General features: G+C 35.7%; 17 protein-coding genes. 12 read left to right on the top strand and 5 right to left on the bottom strand.

What is annotated here, in order from left to right; translation table 11 throughout:
• The first annotated feature begins 9 nt into the window (after positions 1-9).
• The 7 genes from deoC to DQM45_RS05110 all read left to right on the top strand — a co-directional run bounded on the left by deoC (position 10) and on the right by DQM45_RS05110 (position 9,450).
• Positions 10-672 carry a deoxyribose-phosphate aldolase gene (gene deoC, locus DQM45_RS05080; RefSeq protein WP_003084753.1) on the top strand — a complete coding sequence of 221 codons (663 nt, stop codon included), beginning with the start codon at positions 10-12 and terminating at the stop codon, positions 670-672.
• Positions 659-1,048, top strand: a complete 390-nt coding sequence (locus DQM45_RS05085) for a cytidine deaminase (RefSeq protein ID WP_003083268.1) — start codon at positions 659-661, stop codon at positions 1,046-1,048. The genes deoC and DQM45_RS05085 overlap by 14 nt, the downstream gene beginning before the upstream one ends.
• A 91-nt stretch (positions 1,049-1,139) precedes the next feature.
• The gene (locus DQM45_RS05090; protein ID WP_003085134.1) at positions 1,140-2,195 is read left to right on the top strand and encodes a BMP family lipoprotein; all 1,056 of its coding nucleotides are present in this window, start codon (positions 1,140-1,142) and stop codon (positions 2,193-2,195) included.
• Positions 2,196-2,322: 127 nt separating this feature from the next.
• On the top strand, positions 2,323-3,855 hold the full coding sequence (locus tag DQM45_RS05095) for an ABC transporter ATP-binding protein (RefSeq protein WP_003083505.1): 1,533 nt from the start codon (positions 2,323-2,325) through the stop codon (positions 3,853-3,855).
• Positions 3,848-4,915, top strand: coding sequence for an ABC transporter permease (locus DQM45_RS05100; protein WP_003086043.1), 1,068 nt, complete (start codon positions 3,848-3,850; stop codon positions 4,913-4,915). The genes DQM45_RS05095 and DQM45_RS05100 overlap by 8 nt, the downstream gene beginning before the upstream one ends.
• 1 nt (position 4,916) lies before the next feature.
• Complete coding sequence (locus DQM45_RS05105) at positions 4,917-5,873, top strand: ABC transporter permease (RefSeq protein ID WP_003084538.1); 957 nt, start codon at positions 4,917-4,919, stop codon at positions 5,871-5,873.
• Positions 5,874-6,057: 184 nt separating this feature from the next.
• Positions 6,058-9,450 (top strand): S8 family serine peptidase, encoded by a 3,393-nt coding sequence (locus tag DQM45_RS05110; protein WP_003085549.1) that lies wholly within the window; start codon positions 6,058-6,060, stop codon positions 9,448-9,450.
• Positions 9,451-9,490: 40 nt separating this feature from the next.
• Here the strand turns inward: DQM45_RS05110 and DQM45_RS05115 are convergent, their stop codons facing one another.
• The 4 genes from DQM45_RS05115 to DQM45_RS05130 form a co-directional block, all read right to left on the bottom strand.
• Positions 9,491-11,209: a phospho-sugar mutase gene (locus DQM45_RS05115; protein WP_003083919.1), complete on the bottom strand. Its 1,719-nt coding sequence runs from the start codon at positions 11,207-11,209 to the stop codon at positions 9,491-9,493.
• Positions 11,210-11,357: 148 nt separating this feature from the next.
• Positions 11,358-11,927, bottom strand: a complete 570-nt coding sequence (locus DQM45_RS05120) for an ECF transporter S component (protein WP_003083335.1) — start codon at positions 11,925-11,927, stop codon at positions 11,358-11,360.
• Between the two features lie 56 nt (positions 11,928-11,983).
• Positions 11,984-12,529, bottom strand: a complete 546-nt coding sequence (gene coaC / locus DQM45_RS05125; RefSeq protein WP_003085314.1) for a phosphopantothenoylcysteine decarboxylase — start codon at positions 12,527-12,529, stop codon at positions 11,984-11,986.
• The gene (locus DQM45_RS05130) at positions 12,522-13,208 is read right to left on the bottom strand and encodes a phosphopantothenate--cysteine ligase (protein ID WP_003082919.1); all 687 of its coding nucleotides are present in this window, start codon (positions 13,206-13,208) and stop codon (positions 12,522-12,524) included. Before DQM45_RS05130 ends, coaC begins: the two co-directional genes overlap by 8 nt.
• Positions 13,209-13,336: 128 nt before the next feature.
• Between DQM45_RS05130 and DQM45_RS05135 the strand changes: the two genes are divergently transcribed.
• The 5 genes from DQM45_RS05135 (at position 13,337) to DQM45_RS05155 (ending at position 19,516) form a co-directional block, all read left to right on the top strand.
• Complete coding sequence (locus DQM45_RS05135; RefSeq protein WP_003084805.1) at positions 13,337-14,092, top strand: lipoate--protein ligase family protein; 756 nt, start codon at positions 13,337-13,339, stop codon at positions 14,090-14,092.
• Positions 14,093-14,175: 83 nt separating this feature from the next.
• A complete protein-coding gene (locus DQM45_RS05140; protein ID WP_003084232.1) occupies positions 14,176-15,846 on the top strand; it encodes a formate--tetrahydrofolate ligase in 1,671 nt (556 codons plus the stop codon).
• Positions 15,847-16,165: 319 nt separating this feature from the next.
• Positions 16,166-17,683, top strand: a complete 1,518-nt coding sequence (gene cls, locus DQM45_RS05145) for a cardiolipin synthase (RefSeq protein ID WP_003083440.1) — start codon at positions 16,166-16,168, stop codon at positions 17,681-17,683.
• A gap of 268 nt (positions 17,684-17,951) precedes the next feature.
• Positions 17,952-19,034, top strand: coding sequence for an aspartate-semialdehyde dehydrogenase (locus DQM45_RS05150; protein ID WP_003083242.1), 1,083 nt, complete (start codon positions 17,952-17,954; stop codon positions 19,032-19,034).
• A 143-nt stretch (positions 19,035-19,177) separates the two neighbouring features.
• Complete coding sequence (locus DQM45_RS05155) at positions 19,178-19,516, top strand: ATP cone domain-containing protein (protein WP_003083992.1); 339 nt, start codon at positions 19,178-19,180, stop codon at positions 19,514-19,516.
• A 116-nt stretch (positions 19,517-19,632) separates the two neighbouring features.
• On the opposite strand, the gene DQM45_RS05160 is transcribed toward DQM45_RS05155, so the two are convergent.
• Positions 19,633-20,901, bottom strand: a complete 1,269-nt coding sequence (locus tag DQM45_RS05160) for an aminotransferase-like domain-containing protein (protein ID WP_003085518.1) — start codon at positions 20,899-20,901, stop codon at positions 19,633-19,635.
• Between the last annotated feature and the right edge of the window lie 106 nt (positions 20,902-21,007).

The following is a 21,007-nucleotide window of genomic DNA, read 5'->3' on the forward strand; positions in this document are numbered from 1 at the left end:
GGTGTTTTAATGAAAATAAATAAATATATTGACCACACTTTGTTGAAAGCAGATAGTGTGAAGGAACAATTGAATCAATTATTATTAGAAGCAAAAGAATATGATTTTGCTAGCGTTTGTGTTAATCCATCTTGGGTATCTTATTGTGCGCAATCTTTAAGAGGTTCTGATGTTAAAGTTTGTACGGTAGTTGGTTTTCCTCTTGGAGCAACTACATCAGAAACAAAGGCTTTTGAAACTAAAAATGCAATTGAAAATGGCGCAGATGAAATTGATATGGTCATCAATATTGGTCGTATGAAACAAGGTGATTATGACTACGTAGAGAATGACATTCGAGCAGTAGTGGAAGCAAGTGGAGACAAACTTGTGAAGGTCATTATTGAAGCATGTTTATTAACTGATGATGAAAAAGTTAAAGCTTGTACTTTGGCTATCAATGCTGGAGCTGACTTTGTTAAAACGTCAACAGGATTTTCAACAGGTGGTGCTACTGTATCAGATGTTAAATTGATGCGTCAAACTGTTGGTCCTAAGGTTGGTGTAAAAGCTGCTGGTGGTGCTCGCTCATTGGAAGATGCATTAGCTTTTATTGAAGCTGGAGCTACTAGAATAGGGACCTCTGCCGGTGTGAAAATTATCAATGGGGAGACATCTAATGGTGGCTACTAAGCTAGAGTCTGCTGCCATTGAGGCTAGTAAATATGCTTACGTTCCCTATTCAAAATTTCCAGTAGGTGCAGCTCTATTGACAAGTGAAGGTAAACTCTTTACTGGATGTAATATTGAAAATGCTAGCTTTGGATTAACAAACTGTGCAGAGCGTACAGCGATATTTAAAGCAGTATCGGAGGGATACAAAGAATTATCTGAAATTGCCATTTTCGGGGAAACACAGGAACCGGTTTCTCCCTGTGGTGCTTGTCGCCAAGTAATGGCTGAATTTTTTGAACCCACCGCCAAGGTAACACTTATCGCTAAAGATGGTCGTACTACTTTGACAACGGTGAGGGATCTGCTTCCATATTCTTTTACAGATTTATCTTAAAATCTGACTTTAACTAGTTATTTGGCCATAAGGCTATATATATTTTTTCAGCAAGGGATTGCTAGAAACATTTTTAGGAGGGTTCATTTTCATGAACAAGAAATTTATCGGTCTTGGTTTAGCTTCTGTAGCTTTAGTAAGTTTAGCTGCATGTGGGCATCGCGGTCCTTCAAAATCTGATAGCAAAAATGCTAAAACAGATTTAAAAGTGGCAATTGTTACTGACACTGGTGGTGTTGATGATAAATCTTTCAACCAATCAGCTTGGGAAGGTTTACAATCTTGGGGTAAAGAAATGGGGCTTAAAAAAGGAGCTGGTTTCAATTACTTCCAATCAAATAGTGAATCTGAATATGCAACAAACCTAGATACAGCCGTATCTGATGGTTATAAGGTTGTTTATGGGATTGGTTTTGCTCTTAAAGATGCTATTGCTAAAGCAGCAGCAGATAACAAAGAAACTAATTATGTTATCATCGATGACGTTATTGAAGGTAAAGATAATGTCGCTAGCGTAACATTTGCTGATAATGAAGCTGCTTACCTTGCTGGTATTGCAGCAGCTAAAACAACTAAAACAAAAGTGGTAGGTTTCATCGGTGGAATGAAGGGTACAGTTATTACCCGCTTCGAAAAAGGTTTCCAAGAAGGTGTTAAATCTGTTGATAGCTCAATCAAAGTTAAAGTAGATTATGCTGGATCATTTGGTGATGCTGCAAAAGGTAAAACAATCGCTGCAGCACAGTATGCTAGTGGTGCAGATATTATTTATCAAGCTGCTGGTGGAACTGGTGCAGGTGTCTTCAATGAAGCAAAAGCTCGTAATGAGAAAAAGACAGATGCTGATAAAGTTTGGGTTATCGGTGTTGACCGTGATCAAAAAGATGAAGGAAACTATACATCTAAAGATGGTAAAAAATCAAACTTCGTGCTTGCGTCTTCAATCAAAAAAGTTGGTAAATCAGTTCAACTCATTAATAAGCTTGTTGTTGATAAAAAATTCCCTGGTGGTAAAACAACAGTTTATGGTTTAAAAGATGGTGGTGTTGATATTGCGACAACTAATCTTTCAGATGATACCATAAAAGCAATTAAAGAAGCTAAAGAAAAAATTGTTTCTGGCGATATTAACGTTCCAGATAAATAAACCTGAAGTTTGAGCGACCTTCGTCGGTCGCTCTTTTAGACTGAGATAATTTTTGTCTCAGTAAAGCTTGCGATTACTGGCAAGCTTTGCTGAAATAAAAGTGTGAATTGAAAGGAAGCGCGATCCTATGACTCAACATGTCATTGAAATGAAAGAGATTACAAAAAAATTTGGTGATTTTGTCGCAAATGATCATATTAATTTGACCGTCAAAAAAGGGGAAATTCATGCCTTATTAGGAGAAAATGGAGCTGGTAAGTCTACTTTGATGAACATGCTAGCCGGCCTGCTTGAACCAACAGAAGGTGAAATTTTGATTAATGGTAAACCAGTTCAAATTGACTCCCCTTCTAAGTCTTCTCGTTTAGGAATTGGTATGGTGCATCAACATTTTATGTTGGTTGAAGCATTTACAGTTGCTGAAAATATTATTTTAGGAAATGAAACAGTTAAAAATGGTCGTTTAGATTTAAAGAAAGCAAGTAAAGAAATCCGAGATTTATCTACAAAGTATGGCCTATCTGTCGATCCTGATGCAAAAGTCGCTGACATATCGGTAGGAGCTCAACAACGTGTTGAGATTTTAAAGACTCTTTACCGTGGTGCTGATATATTAATTTTTGATGAACCGACTGCTGTTTTAACCCCTTCTGAAATCCAAGAATTAATGATTATTATGAAAAACTTGGTTAAAGAAGGAAAGTCTATCGTCCTTATCACACATAAATTAGATGAAATCCGCGCCGTTGCTGATCGCGTAACCGTTATTCGTAGAGGAAAATCAATTGAGACAGCAAACGTTTTAGGGGTTAGCTCAAAAGAATTAGCAGAAATGATGGTGGGACGATCTGTTTCTTTTACAACTGCTAAAAAACCTTCAGAACCAAAAGAAGTAGTTTTATCAATTAAAGACTTATTTGTTGATGAAAATCGTGGTGTCCCTGCTGTTAAAGGGCTTTCACTAGATGTTAGAGCTGGTGAAATTATTGGTATCGCTGGTATTGATGGTAATGGTCAAAGTGAATTAATTCAAGCTATTACTGGTTTACGTAAAGTGAAATCTGGCACGATTACTATAAAAGGTCAAGATGTAACGCAATATTCTTCGCGTAAAATTACTGAGTTATCTGTTGGCCATGTTCCAGAAGATAGGCACCGTGATGGCTTAATTTTAGATCTTTCTTTAGCAGAAAATACAGCTTTACAGACCTACTATAAAGAACCTTTAAGTAAAAATGGTATTTTAAATTATGCTAAAATCAATGATTATGCTCGCCAATTGATGTCTGAATTTGACGTACGGGGTGCTAGTGAACTAGTTCCGGCTAGAGGTTTCTCTGGAGGAAATCAGCAAAAAGCTATTATTGCCCGTGAAGTTGACCGCAATCCTGATTTACTGATTGTTAGTCAGCCAACCCGCGGTCTTGATGTTGGTGCGATTGAGTATATCCATAAACGTCTAATCGAAGAACGTGATAAAGGAAAAGCTGTCTTAGTAGTTAGCTTTGAACTTGATGAAATTTTGAATTTATCTGATCGAATTGCTGTTATCCATGATGGAAAAATCCAAGGCATTGTTATGCCAGAAACGACTAATAAACAGGAGTTAGGAATTCTTATGGCTGGTGGTTCAATTGATAAGGAGGAAGAAAATGTCTAAAAAGGCACAAAAAATTGCAGTTCCTGTCATTTCCGTCTTATTAGGTTTTGTACTTGGCGCAATCATTATGTTTATCTTTGGATATGACCCAATATGGGGTTACGAAGGCTTATTTAATATCGCTTTTGGTAGTGTGAAAAATATAGGTGAGATTTTAAGAGCGATGGGGCCACTGATTCTTATCGCCCTTGGATTTACTGTTGCAAGTCGAGCTGGTTTTTTTAATATTGGTCTTTCTGGACAAGCTTTGGCAGGATGGATTTCTTCCACTTGGTTTGCCCTTTCACATCCAGACATGTCTCGTCCGTTACTGATTGTATTAACAGTAATAATTGGGATGGTAGCAGGGGGAATTGCTGGAGCAATACCTGGTATTTTACGTGCCTTCCTAGGAACCAGCGAAGTTATTGTAACCATTATGATGAACTATATTATTTTGTATACTGGTAACGCTGTTATTCAAAATGGCTTCGCAAAAAATATTAAACAAAGTATTGATTCCTCTGTTCAAGTTAGCCATAATGCTAGTTATCAAACGCCATGGTTATCCGAATTAACAAATAATTCAAGACTTAATATTGGTATTTTCTTTGCTCTAATAGCTATCTTTATCATCTGGTTCTTACTAAATAAAACAACCTTAGGATTTGAAATTCGCTCAGTTGGTCTAAATCCTCATGCCAGTGAGTATGCTGGTATGTCTGCCAAAAGAACTATCATTCTTTCAATGATTATTTCAGGTGCACTAGCTGGCCTAGGTGGTGTTGTTGAAGGACTGGGGACGTTTGAAAATGTCTTTGTTCAATCTAGTTCTTTAGCTATTGGTTTTGATGGTATGGCAGTAAGTCTTCTTGCAGCTAATAATCCACTTGGTATCTTTTTCTCAGCTTTCCTTTTTGGTGTTTTAAATGTTGGTGCACCTGGTATGAATGTTGCTGGAATTCCTCCAGAACTGGTCAAAATTGTGACAGCCTCAATTATTTTCTTTGTGGGGGCGCATTACTTAATTGAACGTTATATGATTAGAACTAAAAAAACAACTGTGAAAGGTGGTAAATAAGATGTCATTAGTTACAATTCTTTCATTGTTAATATCTTCAATGTTGATTTATGCTACCCCTCTTATTTTCACAAGTATTGGAGGTACTTTCTCAGAAAGATCTGGTGTTGTTAATGTCGGGTTAGAAGGGATTATGGTAATGGGAGCATTTTCAGGTATTGTATTCAACTTAGAATTTGTTGATACATTTGGAAAAGCAACCCCCTGGATTGCCGTTTTAGTTGGAGGTTTAGTAGGTCTAATCTTCTCATTACTTCATGCTGTAGCTACCATTAATTTTAGGGCAGATCACATTGTTTCTGGTACAGTTTTAAACCTATTAGCTCCTTCCCTAGCAGTTTTTCTAGTAAAAGTCTTCTACGGAAAAGGTCAAACTGATAATATTCAAGCATCTTTTGGTAAATTTGACTTTCCTATTTTAAGTGATATTCCTATCATTGGTCATATTTTCTTTAAGGATACAACCTTAGTCGGCTATTTAGCTGTTGGTTTTTCTTTCCTTGCTTGGTTTATTCTTTATAAAACACGCTTTGGTCTACGCTTGCGTTCAGTAGGTGAACATCCTCAGGCAGCCGACACGCTAGGAATAAATGTTTACTTAATGAAATATTATGGTGTTATGATTTCTGGCTTCCTTGGTGGTATCGGAGGGGCAGTATATGCACAATCCATTTCAGTTAACTTTGCCGTAACGACAATTTTAGGTCCTGGATTTATTTCACTTGCTGCAATGATTTTTGGTAAGTGGAATCCAGTAGGAGCAATGCTATCGAGTTTGTTCTTTGGTTTGTCTCAAAGTTTAGCTGTCATAGGTGCCCAACTACCTTTATTGGAAAAAATTCCGACAGTATATTTAGAGATAGCTCCTTATCTCTTTACTATCATCATTCTTGCCGCTTTCTTTGGACAAGCAGTAGCACCTAAAGCAGATGGTGTTAACTATATAAAATCTAAATAAAAAATTAAATTTAAAATATGTAAAGAGCTCTAGAATTTCTGGGGCTTTTTACATATTTTAAATTATAGTCTATCCAATAAAAATGCTAATATTTTATGAAAAATCTAATCTTTTTAAAATCTATTGCTAAACAAATGATAATAATGTATTATTATTAACGGACATTCTATTGGAGGAATATATTGTGAAAAGTAAAATTCGCTCGAAAAAATTAATTATGCTTCAGTTATCACTTGCTGCAACAAGTGTTTTATTAACACAAGTAAGCAGTGTATCAGCTACTGAATCAAATTCAGAAGCAGTCGTTTCAAAGCAGGTAGAGCAACCTGAAGCTGATAACTTAACAACTGAGTCAGTAGAAACTACTGAGCAGGTTGGTAAGGAAGTAGAAGTTAAAGAAACGATTACTGAACCAGTTTCTGAAGAACAACAAAAACCATTGATTGATCAAGTTGATCCTTCAAATGTTAAAGAACTTTGGGAAAAAGTTGGTAAAGGAAAAGGAGCATTAATTGCTGTCATTGATTCTGGAATTGAACAGACGCATGATATGTTAAAACCTAGTGATAGCAGTGATTTAAAATATAAAAGTGAAGAAGAAATAGAAGCTAAGAAAAAAGAGCGTGGGATTGACAGAGGAAAATGGGTAAATAATAAACTTGTTTTTTATCATGATTATAACTCGGGAGTAAACTCTCCAAAGGCTAATAATGATAATCTATATCACGGAACCCATGTTGCTGGCGTTGCCACAGGTTCAATGAAAAGTGAAAAAAATGAACTTTTAATGGAGGGAGTTGCTCCAGAAGCCCAACTAATGTTTTTAAAAGTTGGGGAAACAAAAGTTATGTCTGAAAAAGAAAATCTGTATGCTTTAGCGATTGAGGATGCAATTGCTCTTGGTGCTACAGCTATTAACATGAGTTTTGGGAATGTTGGTAAAGCCAGTGACGAATTAAAAGAGAGCGTTCATAGAGCGCTAAATGCAGCTAGAGAAAAAGGGGTAGCAGTTGTTGTTGCAGCTGGAAATGAATTTGCAATGGGAGGCTCTTCTTTAAAACCTCTAGCTAAGAATCCTGATTTTGGTGTTATTGGGACACCTGCAACGACAGATGATGTTCTTACTATTGCAGCTTATGTTGCACCAGAAACTATAAGTGAAGTTTTTACTGTTAAGGCTAACAATGAATCAAAAGAACTAGCGGTAACTGTGGCTAGTCCTTTCCCTAAAGGAAAAGAACTGAATTTTGTTTACATTGGGGATGGTTTAGAAAATGATTACCGTGATAAAGATGTCAAAGATAAGGTTGTTATTGTAAACTATGGAGGTGTTAAAACTTCAAAAGCAACTGCTGAACTTGCTCAATCTAAAGGAGTAGCTGGCGTTCTTGTTCATCACAAAGATTATAAGCGACCTCTCTTACCTTTAAATTATCATGGGCAATTACCTATGGGTTTCATCAGTCTTGAAGACTTTGACTATCTTAAGTCTTTAGACAAAGCGACTTTAAGTTTTGATCGGAAGAAAAAACTTGTAGCAGTTCCTGGTGGTAGACAAATGGCAAACTTCTCAAGTTGGGGGCTATCTGCAGACGGTAATATGAAACCTGATCTATCTGCTCCAGGCTATGAAATTTATTCTCCATCTTTGGGCAATACCTATAGTCCAATGTCTGGAACAAGTACAGCTAGTCCACACGCTATGGGCATTATTAGTCTAGTACAAGAATATGTTAAGAAAAAATTCTCTCAATATAGTCCTGAAGAGCAACTAAGATTAGTCAAAAATATTTTAATGTCAACAGCAAGTCCAATTATTAGTCCAGATGATAATACCTATTACTCACCTAGACTACAAGGCGCCGGTGCTATTGATGCTAAAAAAGCTATTACTACAGAAGTCTTTGTGACAGGAACAAGCGGTTTATCAAAAATCAATTTAGGTGATATCTCAAATACTTTTGAATTAAAAGTCAAATTACATAATATGAGCAGTCAAGTCAAGCAGTTTAAGTACTATGCAACAGTACTCACAGATAAAGCTGAAGATGGCAAAATGACACTACATCCTAAAGAATTATATAAAACAGATAAACAAGAGATTAACCTTGCTCCTAATGAGGTAAAAGAGGTTACAATCACAATTGACATTAGTAAGTTTGATGCTGAATTAAGTAGTGAAATGATTAATGGCTACTTTGTAGATGGTTTTGTTCATTTTGATACAAATGATGGGGTTCAAAATGCACTTTCAATTCCTTTCCTTGGCTTTAAAGGCAAATTTGCTGATTTAGAAGCTCTAGATAGCCCGATTTATAAGAGTCTTGAAGGTACCTTCTATTATACTCCAGAAGAAGGTCAAGATAAGTTAGACTTTAAAGTTGATGGCATTCAACAAATAAAAAATAGCCACTTTACAGGCTTGATGACAGATTTCACACCTTGGTCAATAGTAGAAGGAAGTAAATCCGAAGAGTTTTCAGCTGAACTCTCTCCAGAGATTTCTATTGAGGATTTCCTTGGTTCCTATACAAAAGAAGGTGATGAGACAGTTCGACGCTTCCATTTCCAAGATGGTAAACCATATCTCGCTATATCGCCAAATGGTGATAATAATATGGACAGTCTTGTTTTTAAAGGTATTTTCCTAAGAAATGTTAAAGATATTAAAGCACAAGTCTTTAAAAATGATGATTTAACAACTCCAATTTGGGAAAGCCAAGTTACACCATTTGCCCAAAAACACGTTAATACTAATGAATTAAAACAAGGTATTTTAGAGAGAACAAGATGGGCTGGTAAAGATTCTTCTGGCGGTACCGTGAAAGAAGGAAAATATGTTTATCGTGTAATCTATACTCCAATTGCAAAGGGAGCTAAGGAACAGTCTGTGGACTTCAATATTTTAGTCGATTTAACTTTACCAGACCTTCCTAAGGATATCAGTTTTGATTCAGAGGCAAGAAGTTTGACAATTCCAAAAGGCTTTAGCGAGGACTCAAATAATACTTACCGCGATCGTCTTTATTATAAATATGGTGATGAAGTTATTAATTTTATTTTCTTTGATAGAGATGAAAATGGTCAATTTATCTTACCAACAGAAGTTGAAGATGAGTTGAGTGGAGAAATGATTACAATTGATATTAGTAAAATGGATCGTTTATACTATGTACTAGAGGATAGAGCTGGTAATTACAGTGCTATTACACTTGAAGAATTGCTTAAAAATAAAGAAAACGAGAAATCAAATGAAATTCTTGTAGGTCAACAAACTCCAGTTTTACCTAAAAGAGAAAATCAATTAAACAAGCAAAAACCTCTTGTAAAACCACATGTCCCTGTAAATGAGGAAAAAGAGTCTCAAAACAATGCAATCTTACTTATCAACGAACTACATATAACTAAAGAACGTGCTGATTCTAAAGTAGTTAATTTTGTAGAAGGACAAGAAAAAGTAAATTCATTACCTATGACAAATGATTCACAAAAAACACATAAACTTTTAGGAAGTCTATCTCTTATTTCAGCTTTAATTTTAGCTTCGATATCATTCTTTAAAAGAAAATTACATTAATCAAAAAAGAAAGTTCTAAAAACTAGAACTTTCTTTTTGATTAATCTTTTACAAAGGAATTAATTTCAGCTTCAATATTTTTGATTTTTATCTCTGCATCAGAGAGGGTAGCACCTACAGTAGCGATGTAAAATTTAATTTTAGGCTCTGTTCCAGAAGGTCTTACAGCAATCCAAGAGTCATCAGCTAATGTATACTTGAGAACATTGCTTGGTGGTGTTGTCAGTTTTTTAATACCACCTTTAGTTGTTGATGTTTGCTCTTGAAAATCTTCTGTTTGGACAATATTAGTGGTATTAAATTGGCTTGGTGCATTATTCCGAAACTTATCCATAATCTTTTTAATTTCTGCAGCACCATCAACACCTGATAAGGTAACAGAAATTGTTTTTTCAGCAAAATAGCCATATTCTTTGTAAATCTCATCAATACCATCAGCCAGTGTCAAACCTATGGATCGGTAGTAAGCCGCAATTTCAGCAACAATTAGAACAGCTTGGATAGCATCTTTATCACGCACAAATGGTCTGATAAGATAACCAAAGCTTTCTTCGAAGCCGAACATGTAAGTGTAATTATGTTTTTCTTCAAATTCTTGGATTTTTTCAGCAATAAATTTAAAGCCGGTAAGGACACTAAACATAGTCGCTCCGTAACTTTCTGCAATCTTTGTTACTAATTCAGTTGAAACGATAGATTTTGCAAGTGCAGGATTTTCAGGTAAGGTTCCTGCTTGTTTATGAGCTTCAAGGATATATTTTGCAATAATTGCGCCAATTTGATTACCGGATAAGTTCCGATATGAACCGTCAGCTTGACGAATTTCAACACCTAGTCGGTCGGCATCAGGATCGGTAGCAACAAGAACATCAGCGTTAACTTGACGACCAAGTTCCTCAGCGAGGGCGAAGGCTGCCTGACTCTCAGGATTAGGTGATGCAACTGTTGAAAAATCAGGATCTGGTTTAGCTTGTGATTCAACAACTTCAACAGACTCAAATCCTGCCTGCTCTAAGGCGCGACGAGTTAACATTTCTCCAGTCCCATGTAGCGGTGTATAGACAATTTTCATATCCTTACCAAATTCCTTGATAAGTTCATGATTAATGTTAACCTTTTTAACTTCTTTAAGATACTCGGTGTCAACCGCTTCACCAATAACCTCAATTAATCCCTTTGCTTTTGAATTATCTAAGTCAGCTAATGCGATTGAGAAAGGATTTTCAATGGAACGAATAAATTCTGTTAAGGCATCAGCATCGGCAGGAGGCATTTGCCCTCCATCAGCACCGTATACTTTGTATCCGTTAAAAGGGGCAGGGTTATGGCTGGCTGTTATCATGATGCCAGCGAAAGCATTTAAGTGTCGAACAGCAAATGAGAGCTCGGGTGTTGGTCTAAGGCTCTCAAAAACATATGATTTGATTCCGTGTGCTGCTAAAACTTGAGCAGACTCAAAAGCGAACTCAGGTGAAAAGTGTCGAGAGTCGTAAGCAATAGCTACACCACGATTTTTGGCTTCCTGTCCTTTAGACTCTAATAATTTTGCTAAACCCTCAGTTGCTTGCCGAACAACGATAACATTGATACGATTTGTACCTGCTCCGATAATGCCACGCATGCCCGCAGTTCCGAACTCGAGATTAGTATAGAAGGCATCTTCTTTGGTTTTTTCGTCCATCTGCATTAATTCATCATGTAAATAATCTGGCAGATTAGGGACATTTAGCCACTTTTCAAAGTTTTCTGTATAGGTCATTAACTATCTCCTTATTACTTTTTAAACGCTTACAGTATACCATTTTCGTAGCGAAAAATCACTTTTTTTTGTGGAAATTTGCAAATTTCTTTCAATTGAAATTTTTCAGAAAAAACCTCGCTTATCTCATTTAGCGAGGTTTACTATCTTATTTTTTTATTTTGTTTAAGGTTGGAACGATAGCCATGACAACGATAGCAGATATAACCATTTCTGCAATTGCGTTTGAGGATACAATCCCAGCTAAAAGAGCTTTTATATTACCAGCGAACACACTTCCAAAGAAGATAAATATTCCACTAAGAACAAAGATAGTGTTGGTTAGGGATCCAATAATTCCTGAAACTATCAAACCGACCTTATTAGTAAGGTATTTATAGCAAAAATAAGGTGTAACTCCGATGAGTACGCGAGGTATAATGGCAATCACTAATGAAAAAATATTACCGTGGTCTACAAATGGTGAGAAGAGATAGCTTGTAGGAAGTAAGATAATAGTATTTGTGATGACACTGATAATTCCCATAAGTCCACCGAGGATGCTACCAATTCGGGGACCGTATAATATTGAAGCAACGATAACTGGAATGTGAACAAGGGTTGGTTTAATAGGAAGGGGCCAAATATTGAAGACAAAAGAACTGATAAAATGTATCAGTAACATAATCGCAAAAAAGATTGATAAAATTGCGACTTCAGAGGATTTTCGACGATTCATTAGATAACTCTCCATTAAATTTTCTGCAAGATTATGATTTTAGAGGCTAACAACTATTAACCCTCGAAAAAATCAAGGACTATAGTGTAGATATCTTTAATATCAGCAAGTGCCCCTATTCCCCTATCACCACAAGCTAATAAGGACGATTGTGGTAGGATTTGTTGATACCCAATACTCTCAAGTCGTTTGATATTTTCTTGAGTGATGGGATTAGTATACATTTTAGTATTCATTGCAGGTGCAATCATTTTTGGGGTTGTTTGAGGAAGAGCAAGGGCAACGCTCGTGACCATGTTATCAGCAAAGCCATAGGCCAAGTGCGCAATAGTATTAGCAGAGGCTGGTGCGACTAGAAATAAATCTGTCTTTTTGGCCAATTCAATATGGTTGACAATAGCCACGTCATCTTCTCGCATAATGTCAAAATGAACAGAGTTTTTAGATAGTACTTGTAAGGTTAGTGGCGTTATGAATGCTTGCGCTGCCTTAGTCATAAGTACTGTCACGTTAAAACCTGCTTTGGTTAGCATACTTGTTAGATCAGCAGCTTTGTAAGCTGAGATACTACCTGTAACGGCTAATGTAATATTTTTAGTCATTGTCAATAATCTTTCTACAAATTAGTTTAGCGATATCTGCTTTAGTTTCTAACTCAATGAGATCATCATGGCCAACTAAATAAGCGTGGTGTCGATCTTCACTTATTTGGCTTAAGTCGTTTGCCAAAATATAAGTAGCTGCATTTTTAATTAAACTTTCTCTAGCTACTGATAGCAACTTTTCTTTTTCCACATTGACTAGAAGCTTAAAGCCAATTAATTTTATTTCAGGGTTCCACTTTTTAACCAAAGAAATTAATTTGGGTGTTTTTTTAAGAAAGAGGACTTGGTAATCTGATTGCGAAGAAATTTTACTTTCTGTATTTGATTTAGTTAGCAGAGAGTCTAAGTCAGAAATTTGTTTGACATGATCAAAATCCGTCATGTAGACAGGAGTGTAGTCTGAGACTGCCATGCTATGAATCAAAACATCATGAGTTTTAACTAAAGTTTCTAGGGTTTGTGCTAGGCTAGCAACATTTGTAATCTGATAAACGGATAAATGCTCATCTTGCTGGGGTTTCAGAGCATCAGGAGTAGTAACTAAAGTAACGTCAAAGCCCTTTTCTAAAAAAGTTTCGGCAATCATTTTACCCAACCTGCCTGTAGAATGGTTAGTAATACTTCGAACAGAATCAATTTTTTCAGTTGTTCCACCTGATGTAATTAAAATTTTCATAAGTTTATTTTAACATATTTTAGAGAGCTAAGTAATGGTTTAGCTTCTTATCAGTTTTAATAGCATAATGCTCCTAATTAAGCTAAAATAGATGAAGATAAAAAATAATCACTTGAACTGAGGAAAAGATGACAAGGCTAAATATTTTTAATCAATTGCCATTAACTGTAGTGGATGATAGTAGGGAATATTCTACTATTGATTCAGCTTTAGCAAGATCACAGAGCATACTAGAGATGGTTAATACCGATTCCGATCAACTATTTTTACATTTTTGGCCTCTAGCAAACACGGTTATACTAGGCATGATAGATCGTCAGCTCCCTTCTTTTGAAAGTGCTAAAAAATACTTAGAGAACCAAGGTTATCAAGTTGCTATTCGAAATATAGGTGGACTAGCAGTTGTTTCAGATAGTGGTGTTCTTAATTTTTCTCTTTGCCTACCAATTGGTGGAGAGGATGATTCGAATTTTCGCATTGCAGATGGATATTTAATAATGGTCGACTTGATAAAAGAAGTTCTTAAGTCAAGCGGAAAAGTTATTGATGTTAAGGAAATTAGCCAATCTTATTGTCCTGGTAAGTATGATCTCAGTATTAATGGTAAAAAATTTGCTGGTATTGCTCAGCGTCGCAAGAAAAATGCTGTTCTGGTATCAATCTATCTGAGTGTCAGTGGTGATCAAAAGGAGAGATGTCGCTTATTGTCTCATTTCTACAAAGAAGGTAAATCTCAAGAATCAAAAATCGACTTTCCTAATATTAATAGCCAGTGCATGGCAAATCTTTCTGATTTATTAGAAACTTCTCTTACTGTTGATCAACTTATTGATATGATTAAAGAGACCTTGAATCAAGATGGTTTTCAAATTGAGCAATCATAAATTAAAAACCTTTCAATATTGGAGTCATTATCACTTGTGTTATAATGAATGTATCTAAATGACATGTATAAAAAAGGAGCCCTATGAAATCAGACATTGAAATTGCTCAAAGTATTACACTTAAACCAATTACAGAAGTTGTTGAAAAAGTTGGTATTGATTTTGATGATATTGAGCTTTACGGAAAGTACAAGGCTAAATTATCATTTGATAAAATCAATGCCATCGGAGAAAATAAAGTTGGAAAATTAATTTTAGTAACAGCAATTAACCCCACACCTGCGGGTGAAGGGAAGTCTACAATGAGTATTGGACTTGCGGATGCTTTAAATAAAATTGGTAAGAAAACAATGCTTGCTTTAAGAGAACCATCATTAGGGCCTGTAATGGGAATTAAAGGGGGAGCTGCTGGAGGTGGCTACGCTCAAGTCTTGCCAATGGAAGATATTAATCTTCACTTTACAGGAGATATGCATGCGATTACAACAGCAAATAACGCCCTCTCAGCTTTGATTGATAATCATCTACAACAAGGCAATGAACTTGGTATTGATCAGCGTCGCATTATTTGGAAAAGAGTTGTCGATCTTAACGACCGCGCTTTACGTCAGGTTATTGTCGGCCTCGGAGGCCCAGTTAATGGCCTTCCTAGAGAAGATGGCTTTGATATTACAGTTGCATCGGAAATCATGGCTATTTTATGTTTAGCGACTGATCTTAAGGATTTAAAAGAACGACTTGCCAATATTGTTGTGGCTTATAGTTATGACCGTAAACCGATTTATGTGCGTGACTTGAAGGTAGAAGGAGCGTTAACCCTTATCCTTAAGGATGCTATCAAGCCCAATTTGGTACAAACAATCTATGGGACACCTGCCTTAGTTCACGGTGGACCATTTGCTAATATTGCTCATGGTTGTAATTCTATTTTGGCTACTGCAACAGCACTACGCTTAGCTGATTATACAGTAACTGAAGCTGGTTTTGGAGCTGATTTAGGAGCAGAAAAATTCCTAGATATTAAAGTACCCAATTTATCAAAAGTTCCTGACGTTATTGTTATTGTTGCAACTTTACGTGCTTTAAAAATGCATGGAGGAGTTCTCAAAAATCAACTCAGTGAGGAAAATATCGAGGCTGTAAAAGTTGGTTTTTCAAACTTGAAGCGTCACGTTGAAAATATGCGTCAATATGGAATTCCAGTCGTAGTCGCTATTAATGAGTTTATAGCTGATACTGATGCTGAAATTGCTATTTTAAAAGACCTCTGTCGTGAGATTGATGTTCCAGTTGAACTAGCTAGCGTCTGGGCAAAGGGAGCTGAAGGAGGAGTAGCTCTGGCAAAAACAATTGTCAAAGTAATCGAAGAAGGACAAGTAGCTTATCAACCTTTATATACCGAGCAAGATACCGTCGAAGAGAAAATTACCAAGATTGTAAAAAATATTTACGGTGGACAGAGTGTGACCTTGTCGGCAAAAGCTCAAGCTCAACTTAGACAATTTGCTGAATTTGGGTGGGATAAACTGCCTATTTGTATGGCTAAGACTCAGTATAGCTTCTCTGATGATCAAACTTTGATCGGAGCCCCTGAAGGCTTTGAGATCACTATCCGTGAATTTGTACCTAAAACTGGAGCGGGGTTCATTGTAGCTCTGACAGGCGATGTGATGACTATGCCCGGTTTACCGAAAGTTCCTGCAGCTCTTAATATGGATGTTTCGGAAGATGGTACCGTAATTGGACTATTTTAAAGCTGATAAAGTGCGTTCCTTTACTATAGGAGCGTACTTTATTTCTCTTCTAAATCAAATCTAAACCAAGAGACAAAGTAGGTAATTTTTGATAAACTATAAAAGTAGAGGTTAACCAAAAGTGAACTTCAAATTTAGGGTGCTTGATAGCATTAAATATTTGCAAGGAAAATTGTAGTTTATAATATCGGGGTTACTATTTTGAAGAGAATTGTTCGAATTGATTCTAGTAGTCCTATTAGCATTTTTAGAGGAGGACTGAATAATAAATAATAAAATCAAAGTTAAACATTTGCTTCATAAAAGTAAGCGGGGGTTTTTGCGAGGCCTATTTAGTCGTGTAACCTTGATTATACTTTTGGTTCTCTTGCAAATTTTGTTTTTAGTACTATCTTATGCATGGATGGAACAATATCGTTTTTTACTAACAATTGTTGAAGTCATCTTTGCCATTTGTATCGTTCTTTATCTTGTTAATAGTGAAATGGATGCTATTTCTAGGGTAACTTGGCTTATCTTAATTATGGTTGCGCCTTTATTTGGTTCCTTACTCCTTATTTATACTAAGTTTGATTGGGGATACCGGGATTTAAAGAAAAGAATCAATCATCTAGTGGAGCTAAGTGAACCTTATTTAAAAGATGATGAGGCAGTTGTTGATATACTGAAAGATAATACCTCAACAACTTACCATTTAGTGCAATATTTACAGAGAAGTCGGGCAAGTTTTCCTGTTTACGATAATAGTCAGACAACTTATTTTTCTGGTGGTGAACCTTTTTTTGAACAATTAAAAGAAGATTTACTTAAGGCTGAAAAATATATTTTTTTAGAGTTCTTTATTATTGCCGAAGGTTTAATGTGGGGAGAAATTCTCGGTATATTAGAGAGAAAAGTAAAAGAAGGTGTAGAGGTTCGTGTTTTATATGATGGTATGATAGAATTATCTACCCTATCTTCAGACTATTCAAAATTACTTGAAGGTCTGGGTATAAAAGCAAAAGCATTTCTTCCAATATCGCCGTTTATTTCAACTTATTATAATTATCGTGATCATCGTAAAATTGTTGTTATTGATGGTGAGATTGCCTACACTGGCGGTATTAATTTAGCTGATGAATATATTAATGAAATAGAGCGTTTTGGCCACTGGAAAGATGCTGGTCTCAGAGTAGAAGGTGAAGCTGTAGATAGTTTTCTAATCCTATTTTTACAGATGTGGTCTATCACAGAGAAAGAACTTATTATTGAGCCCTATTTATCAAAACATGAACAAGAGCTTACTTCTGATGGCTTTTTGATTCCCTATGGGGATTCTCCTTTAGATACGGATAAGATTGGAGAAAATGTCTATATTGATATCCTTAACCATGCTAAAGAATACGTCTATATAATGACTCCGTACTTGATTTTAGATAGTGAGATGGAGCATGCTATCCGATTTGCTTCTGAACGTGGGGTAGATATTCGAATCATTATGCCTGGAAAACCTGATAAGGCAGTACCTTATGCTTTGGCTAAAACCTATTATAAAGCCTTAATGGACTCCGGCGTTAGGATATATGAGTATAGTCCTGGCTTTGTTCACTCTAAAATTTTTGTTAGCGATGGAATGAAAGCTGTTGTTGGTTCCATAAATTTAGATTATCGGAGTTTATATCATCATTTTGAATGTGCAACTTATCTATATCGTGTATCAGCTATTGCAGATATCGTTAAAGATTTCCAAGACACGCAAAATGAGTCACGCCTTGTGACCTATGATTATTTAAAGAAACGGTCATGGCATCAAAAACTAGTCGGGCTTTTGGTCAAAACAATAGCTCCCCTCTTGTAATATGACCAGTTTTTGCTATAATAGGTTTATGCGATGAGTCGATTATGGTTTTTAACCATATTTGCGCAGGGGAGGTCATTAAGGCAGGAGCCGACTTTGGTAAATTGTGTGAACCTTTTTATCACATTCTTTGAATGCCCCTGATTCCTGTCAATTTGACAGGAATCTTTTTTTATTCTGACAGCAAGATAAGTCTGATGCTGTACTATATTTATACAAATTTTAGAGAATTTAACTATATCAAGAAAATTAAAAAACGAGGTTACCTATGGGATATACAATTGCAGTTGTTGGTGCTACTGGAGCAGTAGGTACACAAATGATAAAAATGCTTGAAGAATCCAGTTTACCGATTGAAAAACTACGTTTACTGGCATCAGCTCGTTCTGCTGGCAGGACGTTAACCTTTAAAAAACAAGAAATAATAATCGAGGAAACAACTGAAAGTTCCTTTGATGGTGTTGATTTGGCCTTGTTTTCTGCTGGTGGAGCAACATCAGCAAAGTATGCTCCGTATGCAGTACAAGCTGGAGCTGTAGTTGTAGATAACACTTCTTATTTTAGACAAAATCCGCAAGTTCCTTTAGTAGTTCCAGAAGTTAATGCTGATGCTCTTAATCAACATCAAGGGATTGTTGCCTGTCCAAATTGTTCAACGATCCAAATGATGGTTGCCTTAGAACCAATTCGTCAAAAATGGGGATTAGAAAGGATTATCGTTTCAACTTATCAAGCTGTATCAGGAGCGGGACAATCTGCTATTAATGAGATGAAAATGCAATATAGTCAAGTTCTTAATGAAAATATAGATCCTAAAAATCTCACCGCCTCTATCTTACCCTCAGCTGGAGATAAAAAACATTATCCTATTGCTTTTAATGCCTTACCTCAAATTGACTTATTTACTGATAACGATTATACCTATGAAGAGATGAAGATGACAAAGGAAACCAAGAAGATTATGTCAGATGACAAAATTAAGGTTTCTGCAACCTGTGTCCGCATCCCAGTCCTATCTGCTCACTCAGAATCAGTTTATATTGAAACAAAAACAGTGGCTCCGATTGAAGAAATTAAAGCAGCTATTCAAGCTTTTCCTGGAGCCGTTCTTGAAGATGATACTAAAGAGCAAGCCTATCCTCAGGCGGTCAATGCTGTTGGTAGTAAAGAAACTTTTATCGGTCGTATCCGTAGGGATTTAGATATCGAAAATGGAATTCACATGTGGGTAGTTTCTGATAACCTTCTAAAAGGTGCTGCATGGAACTCCGTTCAGATTGCCGAAACTTTACACCAACGGGGATTGGTTAAACCAACTAAGAAATTAGTTTTTGAATTAGATAAAAATTGAAACAATGAATAGAAGGAATACCAATAAACAAATTTTTAATTAAAACTTATTAAATTAGGTTTTCTAATAGCTAAAACTTGACAAAATTAGAAAAGATTAGCATAATGTAAGTAAATTGAAAAGAGATGAAAAGAGGGAAAAAGATGCAAATTATCAAGCGTGATGGTCAGGTTGCTGAATTTGATCCAGATAAGATTTATCAAGCAATCATTAAAGCTGCTCGAACAGTTTATGTCATCGATGAAACATGGCGTCAGAACCTAGCACAAGTTACTAAAAAAGTTGTTATTGACTTAGAAGAAGCAAAAGTTGAGAAACCAACCATTAATATGATTCAATCTTTGGTTGAAAATCGTTTGATGGATGCAGGGTTTATCAATATCGCTGAACATTATATTTCTTATCGTCTACAAAGAGATTTGGAAAGAAACGGATATGGTGATAGTATTATAGTTCATCTCCGCTTTGAACAAACAAAATAAAAAGTTTCCTGTTTTGGCGAAGAGCTTAATTAAGTAAGCTTTACTACAAGAAAAACTTAGTTCTAGATTGTCTAGAACTAAGTTTTTTCTATTCTCGTGTCTCATGTTTCAGTTTTTCATTGTTTTATCTCTATTTCCAAGTCTGATAAAAGGGAAGTTAAGAGTTCTGGGGTTGCCATTAATAAAGGGAGTTTAAGATAAGAAGAGCCTTGTAGGTGATGAAAATCGTAAGTTCCCTGCTTTAAAGTTTTAATCATAGGAATCTGTGAGGGAAGAGAAAGTATCACAAATTGTGGCGTTAATCGGTAATCAATTTGAGGATAGTTTTCTGAAAAGAAAGCAATCAGTGTCAACATTTTCTCTTGGAAATAATCATACAACCTATCAAAGTTTCGTTCAAACATGCCATTAGTTAAATAAAGTGAGAGAGCCTTTTGCATGATAATATTGGTTTCTAAATCAATCATTGCCTTATGATTAAGAAATGGTAGACGAAGTTTTTCAGGTAAGACTAAAGCAGCAATTCGTAAGGAAGGGAAGACACTCATTGAAAAAGATTTAAGATAAATGACTTTTTGATTAGTGTCAAAATAATGAAGAGGCATTTCGTTTTTAGCAGTAAAATCTCCTAAATAATCATCTTCAATAATGTAGACATCATAGCGATTGGCTAAAGTGACAATTGCTTGTTTTTCCTCTTTTGTATATGAGAGTCCTAAAGGATTTGAAAATCGTGAGATAGTATAGAAAAATTTAAACTTGCCACTCTTAAACAAAGATTCCAACTGATCCAGGTTAAGGCCCTGGAACGTACGGTCAATTGTTTCAAAAGGAACACCTAAACCTTTTACCATTTGTTCCATACGAGTGTAGGTTGGTTTTTCTAATAAGATTGCCTTTTTATATTCTGAAAAAGCTAACTGACTTAAGATATAGAGAGCTTGTTGAGTTCCAGAAGTGATGATAATCTCACTGGCTTTACAATAGACAGTATGATCTGCTAAATGTTTTTCAAGAGCTACTGCTAATGCATCTAATCCTTCAACTTTAGAATAGTAATTAAAGAGATAGTCACCTTCTCTTGTCATAGTTTCATTTAAGCATAACTTAAAGTTTTTGTAGGCAAGGCTATTATAATCGGCCAAATTAAAATCAATGAGGATGTTCTCTTTGACTTTACCAATCACGTAATAACCACTTTTAGGGACAGAGTAGATATAGTGCCGATGTCTAAGTTCCATTAAGGCTCTTTGTACAGTATCTTTACTACAACTATATTCTGTGCTTAACCGACGTATAGAGGGGACTTTATCTCCTTTTTGAAGTTTCTCCTGATCAATAGCCCTTGCTAGGTCATCCACAATTTTTTGGTAAATACTTGTCATAATAAGTGATCCTATATCATTTAATATTTTCCTTTCTATTGTAACTCATATGATCACTTACAACAATGGTCATACATTGACAAATATCTTGATTTTTGCCATAATG

Origin of the sequence: Streptococcus porcinus, from assembly GCF_900475415.1 — a bacterium.
Classification (GTDB): domain Bacteria; phylum Bacillota; class Bacilli; order Lactobacillales; family Streptococcaceae; genus Streptococcus; species Streptococcus porcinus.

Bases quoted from the DNA above. Each gene is read 5' to 3' on its own strand.
- deoC (WP_003084753.1), top strand. From the start codon at position 10: ATGAAAATAAATAAATATATTGACCACACTTTGTTGAAAGCAGATAGT.
- DQM45_RS05085 (WP_003083268.1), top strand. From the start codon at position 659: ATGGTGGCTACTAAGCTAGAGTCTGCTGCCATTGAGGCTAGTAAATAT.
- DQM45_RS05090 (WP_003085134.1), top strand. From the start codon at position 1,140: ATGAACAAGAAATTTATCGGTCTTGGTTTAGCTTCTGTAGCTTTAGTA.
- DQM45_RS05095 (WP_003083505.1), top strand. From the start codon at position 2,323: ATGACTCAACATGTCATTGAAATGAAAGAGATTACAAAAAAATTTGGT.
- DQM45_RS05100 (WP_003086043.1), top strand. From the start codon at position 3,848: ATGTCTAAAAAGGCACAAAAAATTGCAGTTCCTGTCATTTCCGTCTTA.
- DQM45_RS05105 (WP_003084538.1), top strand. From the start codon at position 4,917: ATGTCATTAGTTACAATTCTTTCATTGTTAATATCTTCAATGTTGATT.
- DQM45_RS05115 (WP_003083919.1), bottom strand. From the start codon at position 11,209: ATGACCTATACAGAAAACTTTGAAAAGTGGCTAAATGTCCCTAATCTG.
- DQM45_RS05120 (WP_003083335.1), bottom strand. From the start codon at position 11,927: ATGAATCGTCGAAAATCCTCTGAAGTCGCAATTTTATCAATCTTTTTT.
- coaC (WP_003085314.1), bottom strand. From the start codon at position 12,529: ATGACTAAAAATATTACATTAGCCGTTACAGGTAGTATCTCAGCTTAC.
- DQM45_RS05130 (WP_003082919.1), bottom strand. From the start codon at position 13,208: ATGAAAATTTTAATTACATCAGGTGGAACAACTGAAAAAATTGATTCT.
- DQM45_RS05135 (WP_003084805.1), top strand. From the start codon at position 13,337: ATGACAAGGCTAAATATTTTTAATCAATTGCCATTAACTGTAGTGGAT.
- DQM45_RS05140 (WP_003084232.1), top strand. From the start codon at position 14,176: ATGAAATCAGACATTGAAATTGCTCAAAGTATTACACTTAAACCAATT.
- DQM45_RS05150 (WP_003083242.1), top strand. From the start codon at position 17,952: ATGGGATATACAATTGCAGTTGTTGGTGCTACTGGAGCAGTAGGTACA.
- DQM45_RS05155 (WP_003083992.1), top strand. From the start codon at position 19,178: ATGCAAATTATCAAGCGTGATGGTCAGGTTGCTGAATTTGATCCAGAT.
- DQM45_RS05160 (WP_003085518.1), bottom strand. From the start codon at position 20,901: ATGACAAGTATTTACCAAAAAATTGTGGATGACCTAGCAAGGGCTATT.